This is a genomic window from Emticicia sp., assembly GCF_043780375.1.
Classification (GTDB): Bacteria; Bacteroidota; Bacteroidia; order Cytophagales; family Spirosomataceae; genus Emticicia.
The window spans coordinates 57,029-81,828 of the sequence record NZ_JAYWCU010000069.1 but is presented as its reverse complement, the minus strand read 5'-3'; the positions used below and the strand labels follow the sequence as shown (position 1 = coordinate 81,828).

The following is a 24,800-nucleotide window of genomic DNA, read 5'->3' as shown; positions in this document are numbered from 1 at the left end:
GCCGCTACAGAATTGTTCAAAACAGCAGCTTCGGCTTTGGATAAATTAGCTCGTAAGAACGTTATCCACAAAAATAAAGCAGCAAACTTGAAATCAGGTTTAGCAAAGCATATCGCTGGATTAGCAGCATAATTGTGTAGTGCCGTTCAACAGAACGACCGCACAAAATTCAATATTTTGCTCATGGAAACAAGTTTCTCCGTGAGCATTTTTTGTTTAGATATAAAATTTGAGATACAAGAATAAAAACATATTCTCTATTATTCTTGCTAACTATCTCAAATTCCGTGTCTTAAATCTCAAACCCAGTATCTCACATCTCGTATCTTGATACAATGATTAGCAACATTCTTTCATGGGCAGAAGAAGACCGACCACGTGAAAAACTCATGATGAAAGGCAAAGCGGCACTTTCAGATGCCGAGCTAATTGCCATTTTGATAGGTTCTGGTTCAAGAGATTTATCAGCCGTTGACTTGTCGAAATTGATTTTACAAAGTGTCAATAATAATCTCAACGAACTTGCTAAACTGAGTATCAATGACTTAATTAAGTTTAAGGGTATTGGAGATGCAAAAGCCATTTCTATAGCCTCGGCATTGGAATTGGGACGAAGAAGAAAAGACAGCGAAGTGACAAAAAAAACAAAAGTTAGTTCATCTTCAGATGCCTACGAAGCTATTCGCCCTCATTTGATGGACTTATCGCACGAACAATTTTGGGTTTTATTATTGAACCGTGCCAATGAAATTATCAGACCTCAACAAATAAGTATCGGAGGCGTAGCAGGTACTGTAGCCGATCCAAAAATAATTTTCAAAGCCGCTATTGAACATTTGGCTTCGTCAATAATTTTAGTTCATAATCATCCTTCGGGAAACTTAACACCAAGTCAAGCTGACAAAGATTTAACAAAAAAAGTAAAAGAATCAGGCAAAATGCTTGATATTCCAGTGCTTGACCACCTCATTTTTAGCGATAATGGCTATTTTAGCTTTGCCGATGAGGGAATATTTTAATAGGCTGTTTTGGTTTTAAAACTCAAGGCTATTAATAGATTGGCTTTAAAACTCCAACTATCCGTTTATTATTTACAAAAAACAAAATAGGATTGTGGTTTCCTCCCTATGAATATAGATAAAATTCAAAACTCATAATCGTTAAGGTGACCCCTTCATAACTCATAATTAAAAGAAATGCTTACAGTCTCAAATATCTCACTTAGTTTTGGTAAACGAACTCTTTTTGAAGAGGTAAATCTCAAATTTACGTCTGGCAACGTTTATGGTCTTATTGGAGCAAATGGTGCTGGAAAATCTACATTTGTAAAAATTCTTTCGGGGGAAATTGAGCCTACATCTGGCAATGTGAGCATGGATCCAGGTGAAAGAATGTCAGTTTTGAATCAAAATCAAAATGCTTTTGATGATGAAATAGTTTTGAATACAGTTATCAGAGGAAATGAGCGTTTATCGCAAATCATTGTGGAGAAAGATGCCATTTATGCCAAAGAAGACTTTACCGAAGAAGACGGAAATCGGGCTGCCGAATTAGAAGCCGAATTTGCCGATATGAATGGTTGGGATGCCGAATCTGATGCCGCATCATTACTTTCTGGCTTAGGAATTAAGGAAGATACGCACTATACGCTTATGGCTGACATGAATCTTTCGGATAAAGTGAAAGTTTTGTTGGCACAAGCATTGTTTGGAAATCCTGATATTTTATTGCTCGATGAGCCGACCAACAACTTAGATATTGATTCAATTTTGTGGCTCGAAGGTTTCTTGATGAACTGCAAAAACACAGTAATTGTGGTTTCTCACGATAGACATTTCTTGGATAATGTTTGTACTTATATTGCTGACCTTGACTACAAGAAAATTTCGATATATGGTGGAAATTACTCTTTCTGGTACGAATCAAGTCAGTTAGCTGCTCGTCAAAAATCTGACCAACACAAAAAAGCGGAAGAGAAAAAGAAAGAATTAGAAGAATTTATTCGTCGTTTTTCTGCCAACGTTGCAAAGTCTAAACAAGCAACTGCTCGTCAGAAAATGATTGAGAAGTTGAATATTGAACAAATTCAGCCATCATCTCGTAAATATCCTTACATCGGTTTTAAACCTGAGCGTGAAGTTGGCGATCAAATTTTAATGGTCGAGAATTTGAGTTACAAGTTAGAAGATGGCACATATTTGTTCAAAAATTTAACTTTTCAAGTGGCAAAAAACGAAAAAATTGCTTTTTTAAGTAAAGATGGTTTGGCTGTTTCTGCACTATTTTCTATTCTTTCTGGCGAAAAACAAGCATTTAGCGGTACTTTCAAGTGGGGAATCACAATAACCAGCACTTATTTGCCCAATGAAAATACAGAATATTTCTCTGATGGCAGCCTTGATTTGGTTGATTGGCTTAGACAATATTCGGTAGATAAAGATGAAACTTTTATTCGTGGATTTTTGGGTAGAATGTTGTTTTCGGGCGAAGAGGCTTTGAAAAAATGTACGGTATTGTCGGGTGGAGAAAAACAACGTTGTATGTTTTCGAGAATGATGCTTTCGGGAGCAAATGTTTTACTTTTCGACGAGCCAACCAACCACTTAGACTTGGAATCTATTCAAGCCCTCAATAAAGGAATGGAAGATTTTGCAAGTAACATTCTATTTACTTGCCATGACCACCAATTGACACAAACAGTTGCAACTCGTGTAATCGAATTGACACCGAAAGGTTGTTTGGACAAATTGATTGATTTTGATGGTTACTTGACCGACGAAAAAATCAAAGCTCAACGTGAGGCACTCTATAAGTGAGAATTTTTGACGTAAAAACCTGTAAGTTTTAAGTGGACTCCGTCTGAAAGAAATCTTACAGGTTTGGAATAAAAAAGCCAATGCCCGACTTCACCGAAATAGCTCAAAGTGACTTAGAAAGTATTCTTTCTGAGCCAAAAACGGCACTTCTAGATGTAAGAGAAGTTTCAGAATTTGCAGATTTCAATATCGGAGGAATCAATATTCCACCACATGAACTTACAGAAAGATTAGTAGAACTAGAGAGCTACGAGACAATCATAGTTGCTTGTTCAAACGGCACAAGAAGTAGTATTGTAGCCAGATTTTTGGCAAAAAAACTACCAAAAAGTAAAATTCTTCACTTAGAAGAAGGAATATTTTGATGAGTTTATAATACAGAGTTTAGAGTTGAAAAAAAACACTCTAAATTCTGTAAATTTCACTCAGCACGCTACACTCATTTTAGAATCCTTTATAATCTCTGTCATTTTTTACTAACCATTTGCCAACGGCAAAAGATGCAACTAATAAAACAACGAAAAACATAATTGGAACCCAAGTAGGATATTGATAACCGAACATAATCGTATGTAGTTTAAATTTTTAACCTTGCAAAAATACAACAAAATCAAAAAGATTGTATTGCTTTTCTGAAAAAAAAGCAAATTTATTGACAATTAGGTGTATGACATATGCCTCTACAATTATTTTCCTTTCAAAATTGCATTATAGCGTGGTAAATCTTTAAATAATTTTAAGGCTTCTTGCACTTCTTTATCACGGTCGAAGGCAACAAATTTCATTGCTTTTTGGTAGTAATAACGGCTCAAAATTTCAGCTTCTAATTGCTCTTTTATATCTTCTTTGTTTTTAATTAAGTCTTGTTGCTTGCCTTGATTGATTTTTTCTCGCAAAGATTTTACTTGTTCTTGCACTAAATCTAATGAATTTTCTTTCTTTGCCGAGGCTTCCAAATTATCTAAGTTACGCTCCATTCCAGTTGAATAAGTAAAGTCTCTACCTTTCAACCAATTTGCAAAGTCTTGATATTCAGACTCTTGTAAAGTGAATTTTTCTTTTGGCTTTTGATTAACGTGTTCAAAATAATACTTTGTAGCATAATCGAATATTACATTTTTTTGAAGCAAATTAACCGTTACAGCAGCCATCATTGGTACTTCTGTTTTTATATCGGGGTCAATTCCACCACCATCATAAACCGTACGCCCATTTTTTGTTTTAAATGCTGTTTTTAAAGAATCTGGCACACGCCCTACGCTTCCATCAGCGTTGCGGTGGCTATAATCTAATGCTTGAATACAACGTCCACTGGGGATGTAATATTTAGCAGTTGTAATTTTCATTTTGGTATTATAGCTCAAATCACGGGTGGTTTGTACTAAACCTTTGCCAAACGAACGCTGCCCTATCAAAACCGCACGGTCATAATCTTGAAGCGTTCCACTTACGATTTCGGCAGCCGATGCACTTTGGCTATTGATAAGTGCCACTATTGGCATTTCAGTATCCAAAGGCGTATCCAAAGCCATGTATTTATGGTTCCATTCGGCGACTTTTCCACGAGTTTCCACAATCATTTGGTCTTTTGGCAAAAACGCATTACAGATTTCGACCGACATATTTAATAATCCGCCTGGATTACCACGTAAATCCAAAATCAGTTTCTTCATACCTTGCCCTTTCAAATCTGAAAAAGCAGATTTTACTTCTTTGGCAGCGGTAGCAGTAAAATCGTTAAGTTGAATGTAACCAACTTCATCATTTATCATACCCGAATGAGGCACATTTAATGTTTTCACAATATCACGCCCAACGACTAAATCTAAAGGCGAATTTTGCCCAAAACGTTTTACCGACATTTTTACAGTTGTACCAGTTTGCCCTTTCATTAAGCGACCAATATCAACTCCTTTTCGAGAAACTACGTCCACGCCATCAACTTTTAAAATCTCATCTCCTATTTTCATTCCTGCCTTATCGGCTGGCGAACCTTCGTATATCATCACAACCACATGTTTGTTATCTCGGTGCGAAACCGTTGCCCCGATTCCATTATATTTCCCTGTTGTCATGGTCATATAATCTTCGATGTCGTCTTCGGGATAGAAATTCGTGTATGGGTCGAGTTGCTTGAGCATAGATTCGATACTCAAACGCATGGCTTTATTTGGATTGATTTCATCTACATAATAAGCATTAAGCTCTTTAAACATGGTAGCGAAAATATCCAAGTTTTTAGCTATCTCGAAATAGCGGTCGTCATATTTGAAGGCTACAAAAGGAATTGTAACGATAGCTAAGGCAATTAAAGTAAATCTGCGAAGGTTTTTCATCATTTAATGAGTGAATGTTGAATGAGTGAATGTAAAAAAACACGTTTTTTTCTCATTAAAAAAATCATGTATTCTATGTAAACGCAAAAACTTGACCAAAAGATGTTATTGAGGCGAAGTTTTTCCGTAAGTCTTTGCAAAGAAACGCATTTTTCTGACTGGGAAAAACACTCTTTCAATAATATACATATTGTCAAAGTCGTTGTCAGGAATATCATTTGTCAAAGTTTCACGCTCAAAAAGCCCATTAACTACATATTTTGTTGTATTGCTATGCCCCACTACTAATACATTTTTTCCTTTCAATTGTTTCAGTTTTTCAATAAAAACTCGCATCGAATCGGCAGGACTAGCGGCATAAATTTGAGTTAAAATACCTCTCGCATCTGCTAATGGTTGAGCCGTATTTTGGGTACGCAAATAATTGGTCGAATAAATAGCCGAAATACCTTTATCAAACAATTCTTTTTTCAAATTTTCGGCTCTTTCTTGACCTAATCCACTTAATTGAGGATTTGCCGAATTATCAACTTTTTCACCGTGTCTCACCACATAAAACGTTGACTTACAAGAAGTTAATATTAAAATAAGAATAATTAATTTCTTCATATTTTGTTTTTTTTCGTAAGTAAATATCAAAAATTTGCTAAACTTTCACAGATAAAATATCGCATAAACAATCAATAATTTATGTCAGTAATGTTCAGTAATTATTTTCAAATTTCGATAAAAATGTGTATCTTTACATCTAAATTACACAAAAAACTGTGAGTATCAAAGTTAGTAAATAATAAGCAGACAAAATCTGTTATGTAAAAATCATAAAAAATAAATTATGGCAGAAAATCAGGAAGGCGTTGAGCCTCAAAAATCAAGGTCAGATTACGGTGCCGAAAATATTCAGGTGCTAGAAGGATTAGAGGCAGTAAGGAAGCGTCCCGCTATGTACATTGGTGATATTAGTGTAAAAGGTCTCCATCATCTTATATGGGAAGTTGTGGATAACTCCATTGATGAAGCCCTTGCTGGACATTGTGATACGATTAATGTGACTATCAATGAAGATAATTCGGTAACAGTAAAAGATAATGGTCGTGGAATTCCGACAGGAATGATGGCAAAGGAGAAAAAATCTGCTTTGGAAGTCGTAATGACGGTACTTCACGCTGGTGGTAAATTTGACAAAGACACTTATAAAGTTTCGGGAGGTTTGCACGGTGTGGGGGTTTCCTGCGTAAATGCACTTTCGATAGCTTTTAGAGTGGAAGTTCGTAGAGAAGGAAAGATTTTTGAGCAAGAATATAGCATCGGAAAACCACTTTATCCTGTACGTGAAATTGGCACAACCGACGATACTGGAACATTGGTTACCTTCAAACCCGATGATACGATTTTTACAGTAACCGAATATAAATATGAAACGGTTGCCAATCGTTTGCGTGAATTATCTTTCTTAAATAAAGGAATTTCACTTATTTTAAAAGATTTGCGTGAAATTGACGAGAAAGGCGAACCTCTTACAGATACATTTAAGTCGGAAGGTGGTTTGGCTGAATTTGTTTCGTATATAGATGCTGGTCGTGAGCGTTTGATTCCTGAGCCAATGTTTATGGAAGGAAGCAAAGATGGTGTTCCTGTTGATGTAGCCATGCTTTATAATACTGGTTATAGCGAAAACGTATCTTCATTTGTAAACAATATTAATACCCACGAAGGCGGAACTCACGTTTCTGGCTTCCGTATGGCTTTGACTCGTACTTTGAAAAGTTATGCAGAGAAGTCTGGTATTTTGGCAAAAGAAAAAATAGAAATTAGTGGCGATGACTTTCGTGAAGGTCTGACAGCAGTAATTTCGGTGAAAGTACAAGAGCCACAATTTGAAGGACAAACTAAAACCAAATTGGGTAATAGTGAAGTTACGACAGCCGTAAGTTCATGTGTTTCTCAAATGCTTGAAAATTACTTAGAAGAGCATCCAAGAGAAGCCAGAATCATTGTAGAAAAGGTAATTTTGGCAGCTAAAGCACGTATTGCCGCCAAAAAAGCCCGTGAAATGGTGCAGCGTAAAAATGTTTTGGTTGGTAGTGGCTTACCAGGAAAGTTGGCCGACTGCTCGGAGTCTGACCCTACAATTTGTGAAGTTTATTTGGTTGAGGGAGATTCGGCGGGTGGCTCTGCTAAACAAGGGCGAAACCGTGCATTTCAAGCAATTTTGCCTTTACGTGGTAAGATTCTGAATGTGGAGAAAGCCCAAGAATATAGAATTTATGAAAACGAAGAAATAAAAAATATGTTCACCGCTTTGGGTGTCCAAATTGGACGAGACGGTGATGAGCGTGCTTTGAATATAGACAAACTTCGTTATCATAAAATTATCATTATGACCGATGCAGACATTGATGGTAGTCACATCAGAACTTTGATTTTGACGTTTTTCTATCGCTACATGAAAGAATTGATTGATAAAGGCTACATTTATATCGCTCAACCACCTTTGTATTTAGTTAAAAAAGGCAAAGAAGAACAATATTGCTGGACAGAAGAACAGCGTGAAATCGCAGTAAAACGCTTGGCAGGAAGTGGCAAAGAAGAAAATGTGGGTATTCAACGATATAAAGGTTTAGGAGAAATGAACCCTGAGCAACTTTGGGAAACTACTATGCGACCTGAGAAGCGTACTTTGAAACAAGTAACCGTTGAATCGGCAGTAGAAGCAGATCATCTTTTTGCAATGTTGATGGGCGACGAAGTTGCTCCACGACGTGAGTTTATTGAGCGAAATGCAAAATATGCAAAAATAGATATTTAACAGCCTCAGCCCTCCCCGACGGGGAGGGCTTTTTTTTAACTATCAAAATTCATTATAAAAATGAAAAAGCTACTTATTATCTGTTTCTTTTCCCTTTTTGGACACATAGTTTTTGCTCAACAAAAGAAATTTCCTGTCATTAAAAGTGGCGGTGGAATGTTTGATGTGCCAGAGGCAAGCCCAGTGGCTGATAAAAAGATGGAATACAAAATCATTGTTGACCTCTCAAAGGCATCTGATAAGCCCGATTCGATTAATTCAAGTCTTGACAAATTGGCCCGTTTGGTAAATTTACATATTGATGCAGGTATTCCGAGAGAAAATTTATCGGTAGTTGCCGTCTTCCATTTTACAGGAACTCCTTATATTATGACAGATGAGGCTTATAAGAAAAAGTTTGGTGTAGCTAATCCTAATACTTTTTTAATCAATGAATTAGCAAAAAATGGTGTGCGTTTTTATGTGTGCGGGCAGTCGCTTCGTGCAAGAAAAATGGTAGATGAACCACGCAATGAAAATATTAAAGTAGCACAATCGGCATTGATTACTTTTACTACTTTTCAGAATATGGGTTATGCTTTGATATTGCCGTAAAAAAATTCAAAAACGATTTTATAAAGACGTTGCATCAATGAAATTTCGGTGCAACGTCTTTTTTGTAGAAATTGGTTACCTTTTATTAAAATTTGAAATGCAATCAATTTTGGAAATTATAAAGCGAATGTAATTTTTTAGATTTTCAATTGGCTAAATTATCAAATTGAAGTTTTTAAAATCCCTACTATATTTAATTAAAAAGTTGTCTGTTATATTTGTGAGCTGTTAAATTAATAGTTAAACTTTACAACTCTTTCAAAAAATCAACCCTTAACAAAGAAAGCCATGAATGATAACTCTTACGATAAAATAGCCGAGCAGTACAAAAACTCCAAGCAGTTGGGGTTCAGAAAATGTATTGAAGAATACACGCTTTTAAAATTAACAGGCGATATTTTTGGCAAAAAAGTATTAGACTTGGCTTGTGGAGAAGGTATTTATACTCGAAAAATAAAACAATTGGGTGCATCTACAATTATTGGCTTAGATTTATCAGCAGAAATGATAAAATTGGCAGAAGAAGAAGAAAGGAAAAATCCGATTGGATGCCAGTATTTAGTAAATGATGCCCTAAATTTGGGAAAAATTGACGATTTTGATGTCGTTATGTGCATGTATTTACTAAATTATGCTCGAAACAAAGAAGAGTTATTACAGATGTGCGAAGCGATATACACAAATTTAAAACCGAATGGCAAACTCATCGGTTTTAATGATAATCCGATGAATAATCTAAAAAATTATGCCAATTATAAAGAATATGGTTTTATAAAAGAAAGTACCTCAACAAGAGAAGAAGGTGATTTCGTTAGGTATGTCATTTATAATACCGATGGTACAGAGTTTAGTTTTAATAATTATTATCTAAGTCCGAAAACTTACGAAGATTGCTTTTTAGCATCAGGTTTCAAAAACTTCCAGTGGGAGGGCCCCTTTTTAGATGAAAAAGTAAGCGACACTGAATATTGGGACGTTTTTTTTAACGACCCACCATTAATTGGCTTTTCAGCACACAAATAACCTACAATAATCCAACTATAATCATTCATGAAAAAAATTATTCTCTTTTGCTTTTTAGCAAATTCTATTTTTGCCCAAACACCAAAACCCTACGGAGTTACTCCCTCGACCGACCAACTTAATTGGCATAAATTAGAATATTATGCTTTTATTCATTTCGGACCTAATGCTTTTACAGATAAAGAATGGGGCGATGGCACTGAAAAAGAAGAGATTTTCAACCCTAAACAATTGGACTGTCGTCAATGGGCAAGAATCTGCAAGGCGGCTGGAATGAAAGGCATTATTATTACTGCTAAACACCACGACGGCTTTGCGTTGTATCCAAGTAAATATTCTAAGCATACCGTGAGAGAATCAAAATGGAAGGCAGGCAAAGGCGACATTTTGAAGGAATTATCGGCAGCTTGCAAAGAATATGGCTTGAAAATGGGCATTTATATTTCTCCATGGGACAGAAATCACCCAGCTTATGGCACGCCCGAATACAACCAAGTATATGTAAATATGCTTAAAGAAGTGACAACTCTATATGGCAATTTGTTTGAAGTTTGGTTTGATGGAGCAAATGGTGAAGGTCCAAATGGCAAAAAACAAGTCTATGATTTCCCACTATTCAATAAAACCGTCAGAACTTACCAACCTCATGCCCTAATTTTCAGCGATGCAGGACCTGATATTCGTTGGGTAGGCAACGAGAATGGTTTTGCAGGAGAAACTAACTGGAATACCATTAACGGAAATGAACTTTTCCCTGCTTATGACAAACCTGCACATCTCAATGTAGGAGACGAACACGGCACACACTGGATTCCAGCCGAATGTGACGTTTCAATTCGTCCAGGTTGGTTTTATCATAAAAATGAAGACAAGAAAGTAAAAACTGATAAAGATTTAATGAATATTTGGAACAAATCTGTTGGCCGTGGCTCTAATCTTTTGTTAAATCTCCCTGTTGATAGCCGTGGGCTAATTCACGAAAATGATGAAAAAGCATTGATGGATTTCAAAAAACTAAGAGGAGAGTATTTCAAGAATAATTTATTAACGGTTGGAACATTTACGAAGAATTTCAGCAAAGATACTTACGATATAACACTAACTAAACCTCAAACTTTCAATTGTTTGGTAATAAAAGAATATATTCGCTATGGACAACGAGTAAAGAAGTTTTTCATTCAAGTAAAAGAAAATGGTACGTGGAAAAATGTAACTTCTGCAAGTACTATTGGGAATAAAAAAATTGTTTATTTTCAAAAAACTACCGCAAAAGAATTCAGAATTGCATTTGATGAGGCTTTTGCCAAACCCATTATTTCTAAAGTAGAATTGTATAGTACACCTGAGTAATACCTCAGTTGCTCAAATTGGAGTTATTATCAATAATTTTCGAATTACTTCCCATAAATTTAAAACCAAATGTTAATGAAAAACCTCTTCCTATTATTTTTATGCTCAACTGTTTTTATGGCTTGTCAAAGCACCAAAGACACTCAAACAACAGAAACTGCTGCAACTATCAAAGTTGATAGCATTACCTATAAACTCGAATCACCGCCAATGATTTCTAAAGAAGGGGATACTACGATTTCGAGCATTTCCATCAATTATCCAAAACTTTCGGGTGGTGATGAGGCTGTGATGACAAAAATAAACACTCAAATTGAGCAAATGGTTAAAGACCAGATGTTTAGCATGGATGATACCGTTCAAACAACAAAAACAGGTTCGATTGAAGCACTCGCCAGAGGGTTTTTAAAAGAATTTGAAGACTTGGCAAAAGAAAATGTGGACCAAGCTTCAATTGGTTGGGACTACGATGGCACAGGTGATACGCTTCTGATTTCGCCCAAAGTTATTTCTATTTATTATCAAGTTTTTACATTTACTGGTGGAGCTCACGGCAACTCAAATATAACTTATTTGAATTTTAATGCCCAAACGGGCGATTTACTCAAACTGACCGATATTGTTTCGGACACGACAGCTTTGAAGAAAATTGCAGAATTGAAATTTGAAAAAACACAAAAGGCATTTACCAAAGACAATAATTTTGAGTTTAACAAAACTGACTATTTCTGGGGAAGTCCATTCTTTTTACCTACCAATATTGCGGTTACAAAAAATGGTTTAGTGTTTTTATATAATCCTTATGAAGCTGCGGCATACGCCTATGGTTCAATTAGTTTTGATTTGACTTGGCAAGAATTAGGAGCAATTGCGAGGAAAGAAATTAGGTAAATTTTATATAAAAACGGCGTTTCAAAGAATTTTGAAACGCCGTTTTTATACAGCACACTTTTTTTACTTCCAATCACACTCAGCTTCCAACCAGTCATAACCTGAGTCAATTGGCTGGCCATCAGGCGGTGTAAGTGCAGTCGATGAAATTGTCGCTTCTGGGTTTTCTTCAAATTGCTTTATTTTCAATAAGGTCAATCGAGCAAAACCAGCTCCATCAACATTTGAAAATTTTATCCAACTTTTAATGTCATCAATCGCTCCGTAAGCATTAGACCTTACATCCATTGTTGTTTCTTTATTATTGGCAAGTTTCATTAATTGGTCAAGAAACTGCATGGCTACCATTCGGTCAATTTGAGCGTAATAACTATTATTACTAAACATTCCTGTTTTTTTCCATAGTTTTTTGGTCATTTCGCTCGAAATTTCGGCAAAAGTTGGCAAATCCGATTTCAGCACTTTCTGACTTATCAATCTCGAACAACGCTCAGGATTTAGTATCATTCTCAATGTCAAACCTGCGGCAGCTTCGGCAGGAGCAAGTGGGTCGAAGGCAAGTCCTGTATGACGCTTGAAAGTTTCTCTTGGATTGGCTTCAAATCTAAATGCTCTTGGAGGAATCATCTTTAAAATATGGTCTGGTACAGCTAAAAACTCAGCCGTGAGTGTACTCATCAGAGCACTAAATGCCTCACGCTGCTTAATAGCTGGCACTGGCTCATAAACCATTTGTCCATCGCCACGTAAAGCAAAATTGTAATCTGCTCCGCCCAAAACCTTTGACGTAGCTTCCACCTGAAAACGATGGTACATATACATTGGCACTAAAACTTCTTCCAAATTTGCCATTGGAGTTGCCTTTGTAATCTTCTTTTCGGTAAAATCTCTCAAAGCAATTCTACGTAATTCCATCACTCTTTTTAGTTCCGTAATCGGGTCAGCACCATTGTCCCACAAATGCGTAGTCGGACTCACCGAACCTTCTGGACGAGCATCTTGGTCTGTCAAGAAACGTAAACCTTTGCGAAGAGTATTATGTACAATTTTCTCTAATTCTACTTTTTCGTTAACATTTGAAGGAAAATCTTGGTAACCCCATATTATTGAAGCCTTGTCATAATCACCGATTCCCATGGCGTAAGCACGAGATAAATCAAATTTCCCATTGGCATAATCAACCAATGGATGTGGATAATCCATAACCGAAGCACGTCCCGCAATGCTCGAAATATAGTTGTGGGGTAATCCTAAAGTATGACCAACCTCGTGGGCTGCTAATTGCTTCAATCGATCGATTGACATTTGCGTAATTTCTTTTACTTTCGAGGAATCTGTTTCGTAATTGCCAAGGAAACCTTGTGCAATCAGAAAATCTTGACGAACACGCAATGAACCTAAAGTTACTTTTCCTTTCAAAATTTCGCCTGTTCGAGGGTCAATGACACTCGCACCATAAGACCAACCACGCGTACTTCGATGCACCCATTGAATCAAATTATAACGAATATCCATCGGGTCGGCATCGGCTGGGAGCAATTTCACTTGAAAAGCATCTTTATAACCAGCTGCTTCGTATGCCTGATTCCACCAAGCTGCACCTTCCATCAAAGCCGAACGAATAGGTTCGGGAGCTCCTGGGTCCATAAAATAGACAATGGGCTCAACTGCCTCACTCATAATCGAAGTTGGGTCTTTCTTTTTTAAGCGATGGCGAGAAACATAACGTTTCATAATTGGCTGACTGATAGGCGTTGCATAATCAAAATATTCTATACCGCCGTAGCCAATTCGTGGGTCAAATTCTCTAGCTTTGAACTCGTTTTTAGTCAAATCTGGCAATTCTACAAAAGAATGGTGCTGATTCATCGTTACGATCCCAGCTGTAGGCACAACTTCTCTGAGGTACTGCCCTGTATTTTCACCAGTAAGTGTAATGATTGTTTCAAACTCTGTATTTTTAGGAAAACTTTTTGAGCGAGGCAAATAAATTGCACTTCTTGAAGCATCCAATCTATAATTCCCTTGTTTAGTACGAGTAATATCTTGAGCTGCACCAACTGCATCTTGCAATAAGAAAGGTGTCAAATCAACCAAAACTTTTCCATTACTTTCAGCTTTTATTTCAAAACCAAAATGCACTGATTTAGCAAAAGATTCGTCAACCGCACGCTTTTCTAAAGGGTCATTTGAAATAGCTCTATAAGCATAATTTGGTTCAATCATTAAGATTTTATTACCCAAACGCTGAAATTTCACAACATGCTCTTGCCCCAATTTCCCTCGGTCAAGACCAATGTCATTCGAACCGACACCTTGTGCCAACGATGAATAATATAGTAATTCAGTATCAAATTTATCAATTTCAAGCCAAATTTTACCATCTTTTGCATTCCAGTAAAAATTTAGGAAACCTTCCTTTTTCTCCATTCCAGCAGTAAATATTTCGATGGTTTTTAGGTCTTGCGAAAAAGCTAAAATACTGATAAACAACAAGATAAATGTTTTAATAAAGTGTTTTTTCATTGATTTTTTCGGTTTTGTTTGATGAATTGGTTTGATGTTAGAATATTACTCCTTATACTTCTTCTCCCCCGCTCTAATTGTGACACCCACAAAATTTTCTTTTGGAGGAATCGGACATATAAAATTTTCGTTGTATGCACAGTAAAAATTGTGGGCATTATTAAAATCTATTTCAATTTTATTGGCTTGCAATTTATCCTTATTAATATTAATGAAACGTCCGCCACCGTAGGTTTCCTTGCCATTTGTCAAATCTCTAAATGGTAATAGAAAGATGTCTCCCTCGTCAAAAAGGCTTAAAGTAAACGATTTTCCATCAATCGAAAAAGTGACATTCCCTGCCTTTTTCATTTCACTTTGTGTGCTGTCGGTCATCAAAATCATTCCTTTTTCTGATGAGGCAATAGCCTTAAAATCAGCATCAACTATAAAGTTTTTATCTGCTTCAAAATATTTAATTCCCGAAAAATCTTTTAAATTTTTTATGGGGGAATCTTTTTCTTGCATTAAGTTTTGCTCGAATGTTGCTCTTTGTTTTACGACAGTTTCGAGATAACTTTCAGAACTACTCAGCGAATAGAATATAATTCCGAATATGCCAAAAATGAAAATAATTACAAAAAATTTGTTTTTAAACATTGTGATTGCTGTTTTCTATTAAAATTTCAGAAACGTTACTTTTTAGTAAATTTACACAAAAACTATTCTTTTTCACAACTGAATTTACGTTATTCGCACCTCAAAAAACAAAATTCATGTTTACAGGAATCATAGAATCAGTAGCAAAAGTGATCACTATTGAAACAGAGGGCACAAACCTAACTTTCACTTTTGAATCAGCCATCGCTCACGAACTCAAAATTGACCAAAGTGTGTCACACAATGGCGTTTGTTTGACAGTTATCAGTTTAGAGTCAGTCAACAATAGTCAATTATCAACAGAAAATTATTCATCATTCTATAAAGTTACTGCCATTGATGAAACTTTGAAAAAGACTAATTTAGGAAAATTAAAAATCGGCGACAAAATCAATCTTGAACGCTGTATGCCCGCCCATGGACGTTTTGATGGGCATATTGTACAAGGGCACGTTGACCAAACAGGTATTTGCACTGCCATTGAAAACCAAAATGGTAGCTGGCTAATTTCGTTTGAATACGATATTTCGAGCAATAATATTACGGTAGAAAAAGGGTCAATTTGTGTCAATGGTGTGAGTTTGACGGTTGTTAATTCAAAAGATAATGGTTTTAGTGTAGCCATTATTCCTTATACTTGGGAGCACACCAATTTTCATCAATTGACGGTAGGAAGTATAGTAAACTTAGAATTTGATATTTTAGGGAAATATATGCAAAGAATTTTGGCGAAAAGATAATTTTATAACTGATGATTGGTAAGGATTTTAAACACAAAAAATGGAAGCAAGAATACTTCCATTTTTTGTGTCTTTTTCGGCAAAAATTGACAGTCAATTTTTTCTAACCAAAACAATTTGTAACTATTTACTGATAACTAAAAGCCTATCTACCGATTTTCTATCGGAACAAACGGACGTAAAGTTGCACCTGTGTATATCTGACGTGGGCGACCGATTGGCTCTTTGTTAGCTCTCATTTCTTTCCACTGACCAATCCAGCCTGGCAAACGACCAATTGCAAACATTACAGTAAACATATTGGTAGGGATTCCTAAGGCACGATAAATGATTCCTGAATAAAAATCTACGTTTGGATATAATTTTCTGGAAACAAAATAATCATCATGCAAAGCAGCTTCTTCCAAGCCTTTGGCAATTTCCAAAACTGGGTCATTTACTCCCAATTTAGCTAAAATATCATCGGCAGCTTTTTTGATGATTTTAGCACGTGGGTCGAAATTTTTGTAAACTCTATGTCCAAAACCCATCAAGCGGAAGCCTGAATTTTTGTCTTTTGCTTTGTTTACAAATTTCATAACATCGCCACCATCTGCTTTGATTTCTTCCAACATTTCTATCACTTCTTGGTTTGCTCCACCATGAAGTGGGCCCCAAAGTGCCGAAATTCCAGCCGAAATTGACGAATATATATTTGCTTTAGACGAACCTACCAAACGTACTGTTGAAGTTGAACAGTTTTGCTCGTGGTCGGCATGAAGTATCAATAATTTATTAATTGCTGCCGAAACAACTGGGTCAACATGATAATCTTCTACTGGCAATGAAAACATCATACTCAAGAAATTCGAGCAATAATCCAATGAGTTTTTTGGGTAGTTGATAGGATGTCCGTGCGATTTTTTATAGCACCATGTTGCCAAAGTTGGGAACTTTGCTAACAAACGAATAATATGTAATTCTGTACGGTCAGGAGCTTTGTCATCATACGAATCTGGGTAAAAACCACTCATCGCACTTACCAACGACGACATTACGCCCATTGGATGAGCATTTACTGGAAAGCCATCAAAAATTCTACGCATATCTTCGTTTACCATGGTGTGGGTACGAATATCGTTCTCAAATTTATTATATTGCTCTTTGTTTGGCAGTTCTCCATAAATAAGCAAATAAGCAACTTCCAGAAAATTAGCTTTTTCGGCAAGGTCTTCTATCGAATAACCACGATAACGTAGGATTCCTAATTCTCCATCTAAAAACGTAATGGCACTTTTGGTTGCACCAGTATTTTTATAGCCACTATCAATAGTTATGTAGCTCGTTTCGTCACGGAGCTTGGCAATATCAATTGCTTTTTCACCTTCCGAACCTTCGATGGTTGGATATTGGTATGTTTTACCGTCAAGTATTATCTCTGCTGTACCAGCCATAAGAAACATTAAAATTATTTTGTAATTACTGAATTTGCTGATGAATTATTTTGTAATTCGGTGACAATAATAGTAAAAAAAGTCCAAAATCTATCATCTGCCGAAAAATATTTGTTGTAACAACAATGATTTAATATTGAGGTTTTAATTTAGCTTGTTTTTAAGCAAATTCTAATACTTTTATAACCTCTCATCAACTAAAAAAGTTTAGTTTTTATCGATGATTTCATATTTTAAAGAAATATGTGTAGATTCACTTTTCAGAAAATAGCCGAACTATGCTTACCGCAATCTTAATTGACGACGAAAAAGGTTGTCTGGATACACTCGAAATTGAACTCCAAACTTATTGTCCCGATGTGAAAGTTTTGGCAAAGTGCCAGTCAGCCGAAAAAGCCTTTGAGGTATTAGAAACACAGTTGCCTGATATGATTTTTTTGGACATCAGTATGCCTCAAATTAACGGTTTTGATTTTTTACTTAAAATTCCAAAAATCAATTTTGAAGTTATTTTTTGTACGGCTTATGATGCCTTTGCTCTGACTGCTTTTGAGTTTTGTGCCATTGATTATTTGTTAAAACCAGTCTCGAAAGATAAATTGATTCGGGCAGTAGATAAGGTTCGACAAAAACAGCACAAACAAGTTGATTTGCAAAATTTAGATTTACTTTTAGCAAATATGCGAGGGGGCGTACATCATAAACCCAATATTGCCGTGCCAACTGCTGAAGGCTTGGAATTTATTTCGATTATTGATATTATCTATGCCGAAGCTGATGGTAATTATTCGAGAATCTATATGGCGAATAAAGAAAAAATCTTGATTTCTCGCACGCTCAAAGACTTGGAATCTCTATTGTCCAACCATCCTTTTGTGCGAATCCATCAATCTTATTTGGTCAATTTTGCCTATATAAAAAAATATGTAAAAGGCGAAGGTGGCTACGTTGTAATGAATAATGGGGTCAGTTTGCAGGTTTCACGAGCTAATCGTATAAAACTGATGGACTTGGTTAGATGAGTTCTGAGTTGTTCAATTACTCTCAGAATCTGCAACATAATTTTTTATATTCAAAACTCATCCAGAAAATAAAAAACTCAGCCATTCGGAACTAAATTGAAGTTATTTCTCCTCTTTATATTAAACCAATTACTTGGTCTGACCATCAGTTTTGCTCAAAAAACTGATGCAATTATTCTTTCTCAAAAACTGAATGATGAAGGCTTCATCAATGGTTCGAAAAACACCGTACTTTTTATTGATTCTACCAGTAAATTACAAATAGAAGATATTGATAAGCAAGTATTTAAACAACTAACTAATTTTGAGTTCCATCAAATTTCATTTGTTTATAATAACTATACTTTTTGGTTAAAATTAACCGTACAAAATCCTACTGATTCGCTTATAAACGTCTTGTTTACAACAGGAACGCATAAAAGTATGGTAGTTTTTAGAAAAACAACTGGTAGTTATCAGAAAATACAAATTGCTCGCCAAGAATGGCTTCCCGATGAGCGTCCTTACCGATTTGATGAGCAATATATACCGCTGATTTTCGAGCCAAAACAGACATATCAATTTCTCGTAAAAGTAACCGAACACCCTCAATTATATTTCAGATTAGTACCTAAGTTTGTTAGTTATGGTTGGGAATACGAAGATAAAGTTCGAGCTTTTTTTGATGAATATTTTTATTTGGTACAAGATGGATTTTATGTTTCGGTACTTTTTTTTATAGCAACCTATGTGCTGATTTTATTTTCTGTCGAGCGAAAAAAGTATTATATTTATTACTCATTATACTTGATTTTTTTGCTACTTTTCTCTTTTTGGGCAATCGAACATTCGCCTTATACGCAAATATTTTTCAGTTTTTTGCCTTGGCTAAAATTTTCTTCGAACAACAACACTTATCTGCTTCTCACCAATATATTTTATAATTTATTCATTAATGAATTCCTCGAACTACCCAAAATTGCTCCAAAATTCAGTAAAATTATTCTTATTTATGTACGCTATGTGCTTGGCAATTTGTTAGTGATAGATACATTTATCAATTTTGTTTTGCATGATTATTCGCTCGGTGGATATGTCTGGATTTTGACCCAGCCAGTCATTGTTTTATTTGGTTTGTATGGTATTTATGAAATATTTAAACTAAAAGGAAGCGTAGTTCGATATATTCAGGTTGGTTCAACTATTTTAATGATTGGAGCAATTTACGGCTTTTTAGAGCAACTTTTGCTTATAAAACCTGCCGATAATGTATTGATGCGATTAGCTCCGAGTATTCCTTTTAACGTTGGGGTTTTGATTGAAATTTTTTGTTTTTCAACCGCTTTAGGCTATAAAACTTGGCTTACACAACGTGAGCGAAATCGCTTAATGAAAGCCGTAAAAGAGTCAGAATCAAGTACTTTGCGTTCACAAATAAACCCTCATTTTGTATTTAATAGCCTAAATTCTATTAAAAGCTATATTTTACAACATCGCTCATTAGATGCATCCGAATATTTGACCGACTTTTCGACCTTAATGCGTTCGATTTTACAACATTCTAAAGAAAAATTTATTTCATTGACCGATGAGTTAGAAACAAGCCTACTCTATATAAAATTGGAAAAACTAAGATTTGAAGAGAATTTTACTTTTGATTATAATCTTCAAGTAGGTATTGACACTGATACAATTTTGATTCCACCCATGCTTTTACAACCTTATATCGAAAATGCTATTAAGCATGGTTTGATGAATAAAGAAGGAAATAGAAGCTTGAAATTAAGAGTGATTGAAGAAAAAGAACAAATTATTATAAGCATTGACGATAATGGAATTGGGAGAGAACAAGCTTCGTTGCTCCGAAAAAATTCGCTCAAATACCAATCAATGGGCATGAGTATTAACAAGGAGCGTGTAGACTTGTTGAGTTTGACAAATGACCTGCATATAGCTATCAATATTATTGATAAAAAATTCCACGACGGAAGTTCCAACGGCACAAAAGTGGTGATTTATTTGCCAGTTTGAGTGTAAAATGAGTAAAATTAGAATAACATTGATTTTTATTTTATGGTGAAAGGAATAAATATATTGATTCAATCAAAACCATGTCTTTTACTAAAGATACTGTTTAGACTTTTGACAATATTGCTTATTTCACAATCAACTTTTGGACAAGTAAAACTATATTCGAAACTAGAGAAAACTGGCTTTTTAGATTGTACCAATCAAACTATGCTTTGGGTTGATTCGACAGCAACAACGCCTTTGCAAGATGTTAACAAACAAAAGTTTATTGCCTTAAAAGATATCACTATCCAAAAAAACTTTTTAAGCGAATATCGTTATGATTATTGGCTAAAAATTTCGGTCGAAAATCCTACAAACGACACTCTTGACTTGCTGTTTACAACGGGTATCCACCAATCAATTATTTTATTAAAAATAACTGATAATCAATTAGTTACCCTTGTTAAAACACAAGAAAAACTATTGCCAAATCAACGATTATTTAGAGCTGATGATCAGTATTTGCCAATTCGTTTTTTACCAAAGAATGTCTATCAGTTTCTAATAAAAATCAATGATTATCCTAAAGCGACATTTGTTATTAAACCACTTTTAGTAAGCCGTTTTTGGCAAAATCATCATCAAATCAGGGCATTTTATGACGAATATATATACCTTATTGCTTATGGTTTTTTGATTTCTGTGTTGTTTTTTGTAGCTCTTTTTGTGTTGATGTTTTATATTCTTGACCGTCAAAAATATTATTTATTTTATGGGTTTTACACAATCTCAATTGCTTTATTTAATCTTTGGGAATTCGAACATTCACCATATTTTCATTTATTTTTTAGTTATTTGCCTGCATTGAAATTTACAGGAAATAGTAATATCTATGTTTTTCTAACCCATATCTTTTATTTTTTATTCATTTTTGAATTTCTCGAACTGAATCAAACATTTCCTCGCATAGCCAAAATCTTTCAATGGGTCATTGCATTTTTAAGCTTCATATTACTTGCAGATATTGCTATCTTGTTTATTATCAATCGTTTAGATTGGAGTATGTGGCTTTATGAACTTTTCCAAAACATATTTCCAATACTCAATATTTTTCTATTAGTGATGATTTTTCGGGCAAAAGGTCGCATTGCTCAAAATATACAAATTGGAAGTACCTTTTTGATGATTGGGGGCTTGGCAGGTTTTCTGACTCATTGGTTCGATAACACACCCTTTGTATTACTCCGAATAGACCCAAGCATATTGTTTGTGTTTGGTACGCTTTTGGAAGTATTTTTCTTCTCAATCGCTATCGGAATTAGAAGTTATAAACTTCAAAAAGAACAAAATTCTTTATTTAAAGCAGTGAAAGAATCTGAGCTTCGTACGCTTCGCTCACAAATCAACCCACACTTTGTGTTTAATAGTTTGAATTCTATCAAAAGTTATATTCTCACGCACCGTTCGGTTGAGGCCGCCGAATACTTAACTGATTTTTCAACCTTGATGCGTTCGATTTTACAATATTCAAAGGAGCAACTTATTTCACTAAAAGATGAACTAGAAACCACCTTGCTTTATGTTAGGTTGGAGCAGCTTCGGTTTGAAGATAATTTTGAATTTATCTATCATTTAGACCCAAATATTAATACTGACGAAATTCTAATCCCGCCAATGCTTTTGCAGCCATATATCGAAAATGCTATCAAACACGGACTCATGAATAAGAATGGCAAGAAGCGTTTAGTTTTGAAGATTGAGCAATCGGAGCAAATAATAATAACAATTGAAGATAATGGTATTGGTCGAGATGAAGCATATTTACTCAGAAAAAACACCCCTAAATATCAATCAATGGGTATGAGTATTAATAATGAAAGAGTCAATTTACTAAGCCAAACAAACGATTTATATATTAAAATTGATATTGAAGACATAAAATCAGCTACGGGAAAACCCGAAGGAACAAGCGTAGTTATACACATACCAGTTGAGTAAAAACCCTTCTTTAAGGCTTTCATATTTCCAAATACTCAACCAAACCTACCAAATATCAACCAAAGCTACCAAATACTAAATCTACCTATTTTTGTAAATGCTTTCTACTCAATTTTGGGAATATTAATAAACTCCCCAAAAATAGCCATGAAAACATATTACACAAAGCCCTTAGTTTGCGACCCACATATGATTTGGTTTGACCACGGTAAAACTTGTATCCAGCCTGAAGAAGTAGTATATCTCAGTAGCCTTGAAAATTATACCGAATTTCATCTTCGATGTGGTAAAAAAGTTATTTCTTCACGCACCCTAAAAATACATGAAGTACAACTTTTAGAAAAAGGGTGTTTTGCTCGTGTACACCGAAAATTTATGCTAAATCTACAATATTTAAAGCATTTTGAAACCAATGGCGAAGAGCATTTTGCTCACCTTACTACGGGCGATAAAATTATTGTTTCGAGAAGAAAAGCTAAAACATTTGGAACAAACTAATCTTTCCATTCAAGCGGGCGGCGAGTGGTACGATAGGCACTTTCTATGCAAGCGGCACATTCAGTAAAGAAAGGGTAATTTGGGCCTAACTCAACAAATGGCTGAATTCCAACGCCATTTCGTTGGATGTATGCCACTTTTTGCGAAACTGCCGATACTTGAAAAAAGCCAAGCATGGGAAATGAGGCATCTTTTAGGTTTTTGATATTGCCTCTAATCATAGCGGGAGCAGTATCAAAAATTCCACCTGAATTATTGGCTTGGGCATCAACACTTTTCCAAAAATTATAGGCTTCTCTCGATAAACTCAATTGTTCGACCAATAAATAGTAGGGAGTTGTATCGTCATAAGGAATCTGAGCAATATTTTGTTTGGCGAGCGTTCTACCATTTACCAAATTATCGGAAGCAACTTTTACACAGCCAATACATTGCCTGATATTCCAACAATCTTCACAGCATTTTTTGTAATACCTCACTGGCGGGTCGGTGCGAGGCACGGTATAGAGTTCGCAACTACTTGCTTTTTGGTAGTTTTTCCAGTTCCAACGATAGAAATCTCCTTCGGTGGTGGGGTCTTTTACATCAATATATACATTAAAATTGCCTCTGTATTTTGGTCGTGGAGCTGTATTTAGTTTAAATTCGCTATAAACTTTATCAATTGGGGGCGAAAATCGCATGGTTTCGGCATTACTGGCATATTCAGTACCATCACTTGTACGAATGTGCAAGGTATAAGATTTTCCAATTTGTCCCCGAAAACCATCGGGAGTTCGAAATTGCCCTCTATTCAAATCTATCAAATTGGTAATCACATTTTTTTCGTCAGTTATCCAAACTTTTGCTGCATTAACAAATCTATCAAAAACACTTTCTTGACTATTATACCCTGCCGAAAAACTCAACACAAAGTAGTGGGGCCCTGGTTGGTCGGTCAATGTTCCTTCAAAAACTATTTGGGTATTTTTTCCTGTAAGTTGTGGGTCGAAAACATCAACACAAGAAACAAGTGTGAAAATTAAAATTGATAACAATAGTTTGACTGATAATTTCATAAATTTTGGTTTACTAATTTACCCAATTGAGTGGTCGTTTGGAAGTGCGATAAGGACTTTCTTTGCATGTTTCACATTCTGTAGCAAAATTATAGTTTCCTCCTATATTAAATCCAAAAGGAAATATCCCTAAATTGTTTCGTTGAATATAAACAGCTTTTTGCGTAACCGCTGATATTTGAAAATAACCTAGTATTACTTCAGATTCATCATTTACATTCTTGATATTGCCTCTAATAGTAGCTGATGCAGTATCAAAAATACCTCCCGAATTATTGGCTTGTTCATCAACACTTTTCCAATAATTATAGGCTTCTCTCGATAAACTCATTTGCTCAATAAGCATATAATATGATGTAATATTATCGAAAGGTATTTGAGCAATGAACTGTTTTGGTAGCGTTTTCCCATTCACCAAATTATCCGAAGCTAAGTTGATACAGCCCAAACATGAATTAATATTCCAACAATCTCCACAACATTTTTTATAAAAAATGCTTGGTCTATCTCCTGTAACAATGTAATTTGCACAAGAAGTTGCTATTTCATAATTCACCCATTTCCAACGGTAAAAATCTCCCTCGGTGGCAGGGTCTTTTACATTAAGGTAAACATTAAAATTTCCTCTATGTTTTGGTTGTAAGGTTGTTGTGAGTTTAAATTCGGTATAAACTTTGTCTATTGGAGGCGAATACCTCATGGTTTCTGCCTTACTCGCATAGCTTGTTCCATCGCTTAACTGAATATGTACTTGATATGAATTCCCAATTTGTCCACGAAAACCTTCGGGTGTGCTAAATTTCCCTTTGCTTAGATCAATCAAATCTGTTCTCACATTTTTGGCATCAGTTATCCAAATTTTTGCTGCATTGACTGTTTTATCAAATACACTTTCGTTGCTATTATACCCAGCCGAATAACTTAAATTAAAATAATGTGGGCCAAGTTGATCTGTCAACGTGCCTTCAAAAATAATATAAGGTATTCCCCCCGTCAATTTTGGGTCAAATCTATCCACGCAAGCTACAAGTGCTACAATAAAAATTGAAAGGAATAGTTTCAACAAAATTTTCAT

At 35.2% G+C, this 24,800-nt stretch carries 21 protein-coding genes; 14 read left to right on the top strand and 7 right to left on the bottom strand.

The genetic code is table 11. From position 1 onward, the window contains the following. From rpsT to ACH2CJ_RS05600, 4 genes are all read left to right on the top strand, one after another. Nucleotides 1–132 (top strand): 30S ribosomal protein S20 (gene rpsT, locus ACH2CJ_RS05615; RefSeq protein ID WP_394991266.1); only part of this gene is annotated, 132 nt, incomplete at its 5' end. 203 nt (nt 133–335) lie between these two features. Beyond that, nucleotides 336–1,019, top strand: coding sequence for a DNA repair protein RadC (radC, locus tag ACH2CJ_RS05610; RefSeq protein ID WP_394991263.1), 684 nt, complete (start codon nt 336–338; stop codon nt 1,017–1,019). Nucleotides 1,020–1,196: 177 nt separating this feature from the next. After that, nucleotides 1,197–2,816, top strand: a complete 1,620-nt coding sequence (locus ACH2CJ_RS05605) for an ABC-F family ATP-binding cassette domain-containing protein (protein WP_394991262.1) — start codon at nt 1,197–1,199, stop codon at nt 2,814–2,816. A gap of 80 nt (nt 2,817–2,896) precedes the next feature. Next, nucleotides 2,897–3,181, top strand: a complete 285-nt coding sequence (locus ACH2CJ_RS05600; protein ID WP_394991261.1) for a rhodanese-like domain-containing protein — start codon at nt 2,897–2,899, stop codon at nt 3,179–3,181. 321 nt (nt 3,182–3,502) lie between these two features. Here ACH2CJ_RS05600 and ACH2CJ_RS05595 read toward each other — a convergent pair whose 3' ends face one another. Further along, nucleotides 3,503–5,152, bottom strand: coding sequence for a S41 family peptidase (locus ACH2CJ_RS05595; protein ID WP_394991265.1), 1,650 nt, complete (start codon nt 5,150–5,152; stop codon nt 3,503–3,505). Nucleotides 5,153–5,257: 105 nt separating this feature from the next. Next, nucleotides 5,258–5,761 (bottom strand): histidine phosphatase family protein, encoded by a 504-nt coding sequence (locus ACH2CJ_RS05590; protein WP_394991260.1) that lies wholly within the window; start codon nt 5,759–5,761, stop codon nt 5,258–5,260. Nucleotides 5,762–5,987: 226 nt separating this feature from the next. Here ACH2CJ_RS05590 and gyrB point away from each other — a divergent pair, with 226 nt between their 5' ends. The 5 genes from gyrB to ACH2CJ_RS05565 all read left to right on the top strand — a co-directional run bounded on the left by gyrB (nt 5,988) and on the right by ACH2CJ_RS05565 (nt 11,819). Then, nucleotides 5,988–7,961: a DNA topoisomerase (ATP-hydrolyzing) subunit B gene (gene gyrB / locus ACH2CJ_RS05585; protein WP_394991259.1), complete on the top strand. Its 1,974-nt coding sequence runs from the start codon at nt 5,988–5,990 to the stop codon at nt 7,959–7,961. A 60-nt stretch (nt 7,962–8,021) separates the two neighbouring features. Then, on the top strand, nt 8,022–8,555 hold the full coding sequence (locus ACH2CJ_RS05580) for a DsrE family protein (protein ID WP_394991258.1): 534 nt from the start codon (nt 8,022–8,024) through the stop codon (nt 8,553–8,555). A 288-nt stretch (nt 8,556–8,843) separates the two neighbouring features. Next, nucleotides 8,844–9,578, top strand: coding sequence for a class I SAM-dependent methyltransferase (locus ACH2CJ_RS05575; protein WP_394991257.1), 735 nt, complete (start codon nt 8,844–8,846; stop codon nt 9,576–9,578). Nucleotides 9,579–9,605: 27 nt separating this feature from the next. Then, on the top strand, nt 9,606–10,928 hold the full coding sequence (locus ACH2CJ_RS05570) for an alpha-L-fucosidase (RefSeq protein WP_394991256.1): 1,323 nt from the start codon (nt 9,606–9,608) through the stop codon (nt 10,926–10,928). A gap of 75 nt (nt 10,929–11,003) precedes the next feature. Further along, nucleotides 11,004–11,819 carry a DUF3298 and DUF4163 domain-containing protein gene (locus tag ACH2CJ_RS05565; RefSeq protein ID WP_394991255.1) on the top strand — a complete coding sequence of 272 codons (816 nt, stop codon included), beginning with the start codon at nt 11,004–11,006 and terminating at the stop codon, nt 11,817–11,819. Between the two features lie 63 nt (nt 11,820–11,882). On the opposite strand, the gene ACH2CJ_RS05560 is transcribed toward ACH2CJ_RS05565, so the two are convergent. Together ACH2CJ_RS05560 and ACH2CJ_RS05555 are read right to left on the bottom strand one after the other, a co-directional pair. Then, complete coding sequence (locus tag ACH2CJ_RS05560) at nt 11,883–14,345, bottom strand: zinc-dependent metalloprotease (RefSeq protein ID WP_394991254.1); 2,463 nt, start codon at nt 14,343–14,345, stop codon at nt 11,883–11,885. Between the two features lie 45 nt (nt 14,346–14,390). After that, complete coding sequence (locus ACH2CJ_RS05555; RefSeq protein ID WP_394991253.1) at nt 14,391–14,984, bottom strand: DUF1684 domain-containing protein; 594 nt, start codon at nt 14,982–14,984, stop codon at nt 14,391–14,393. A 116-nt stretch (nt 14,985–15,100) separates the two neighbouring features. On the opposite strand from ACH2CJ_RS05555, the gene ACH2CJ_RS05550 reads away from it, so the two are divergent. Further along, on the top strand, nt 15,101–15,724 hold the full coding sequence (locus ACH2CJ_RS05550) for a riboflavin synthase (protein ID WP_394991252.1): 624 nt from the start codon (nt 15,101–15,103) through the stop codon (nt 15,722–15,724). A gap of 149 nt (nt 15,725–15,873) precedes the next feature. Here the strand turns inward: ACH2CJ_RS05550 and ACH2CJ_RS05545 are convergent, their stop codons facing one another. After that, entirely contained in the window at nt 15,874–17,157 is a 1,284-nt protein-coding gene (locus ACH2CJ_RS05545; protein WP_394991251.1) for a citrate synthase, read from the bottom strand. A gap of 278 nt (nt 17,158–17,435) precedes the next feature. Between ACH2CJ_RS05545 and ACH2CJ_RS05540 the strand changes: the two genes are divergently transcribed. The 4 genes from ACH2CJ_RS05540 to ACH2CJ_RS05525 all read left to right on the top strand — a co-directional run bounded on the left by ACH2CJ_RS05540 (nt 17,436) and on the right by ACH2CJ_RS05525 (nt 22,667). Continuing rightward, complete coding sequence (locus tag ACH2CJ_RS05540; protein ID WP_394991250.1) at nt 17,436–18,179, top strand: LytR/AlgR family response regulator transcription factor; 744 nt, start codon at nt 17,436–17,438, stop codon at nt 18,177–18,179. A gap of 96 nt (nt 18,180–18,275) precedes the next feature. Next, nucleotides 18,276–20,189 carry a histidine kinase gene (locus tag ACH2CJ_RS05535; protein ID WP_394991249.1) on the top strand — a complete coding sequence of 638 codons (1,914 nt, stop codon included), beginning with the start codon at nt 18,276–18,278 and terminating at the stop codon, nt 20,187–20,189. A gap of 111 nt (nt 20,190–20,300) precedes the next feature. Further along, nucleotides 20,301–22,169 (top strand): sensor histidine kinase, encoded by a 1,869-nt coding sequence (locus ACH2CJ_RS05530; protein ID WP_394991248.1) that lies wholly within the window; start codon nt 20,301–20,303, stop codon nt 22,167–22,169. Nucleotides 22,170–22,316: 147 nt separating this feature from the next. Next, nucleotides 22,317–22,667 (top strand): LytR/AlgR family response regulator transcription factor, encoded by a 351-nt coding sequence (locus ACH2CJ_RS05525; RefSeq protein WP_394991247.1) that lies wholly within the window; start codon nt 22,317–22,319, stop codon nt 22,665–22,667. Here the strand turns inward: ACH2CJ_RS05525 and ACH2CJ_RS05520 are convergent. Both ACH2CJ_RS05520 and ACH2CJ_RS05515 read right to left on the bottom strand, forming a co-directional pair. After that, on the bottom strand, nt 22,664–23,725 hold the full coding sequence (locus tag ACH2CJ_RS05520; protein ID WP_394991246.1) for a DUF4249 domain-containing protein: 1,062 nt from the start codon (nt 23,723–23,725) through the stop codon (nt 22,664–22,666). The genes ACH2CJ_RS05525 and ACH2CJ_RS05520 overlap by 4 nt on opposite strands. 13 nt (nt 23,726–23,738) lie before the next feature. Next, on the bottom strand, nt 23,739–24,800 hold the full coding sequence (locus ACH2CJ_RS05515) for a DUF4249 domain-containing protein (protein ID WP_394991245.1): 1,062 nt from the start codon (nt 24,798–24,800) through the stop codon (nt 23,739–23,741).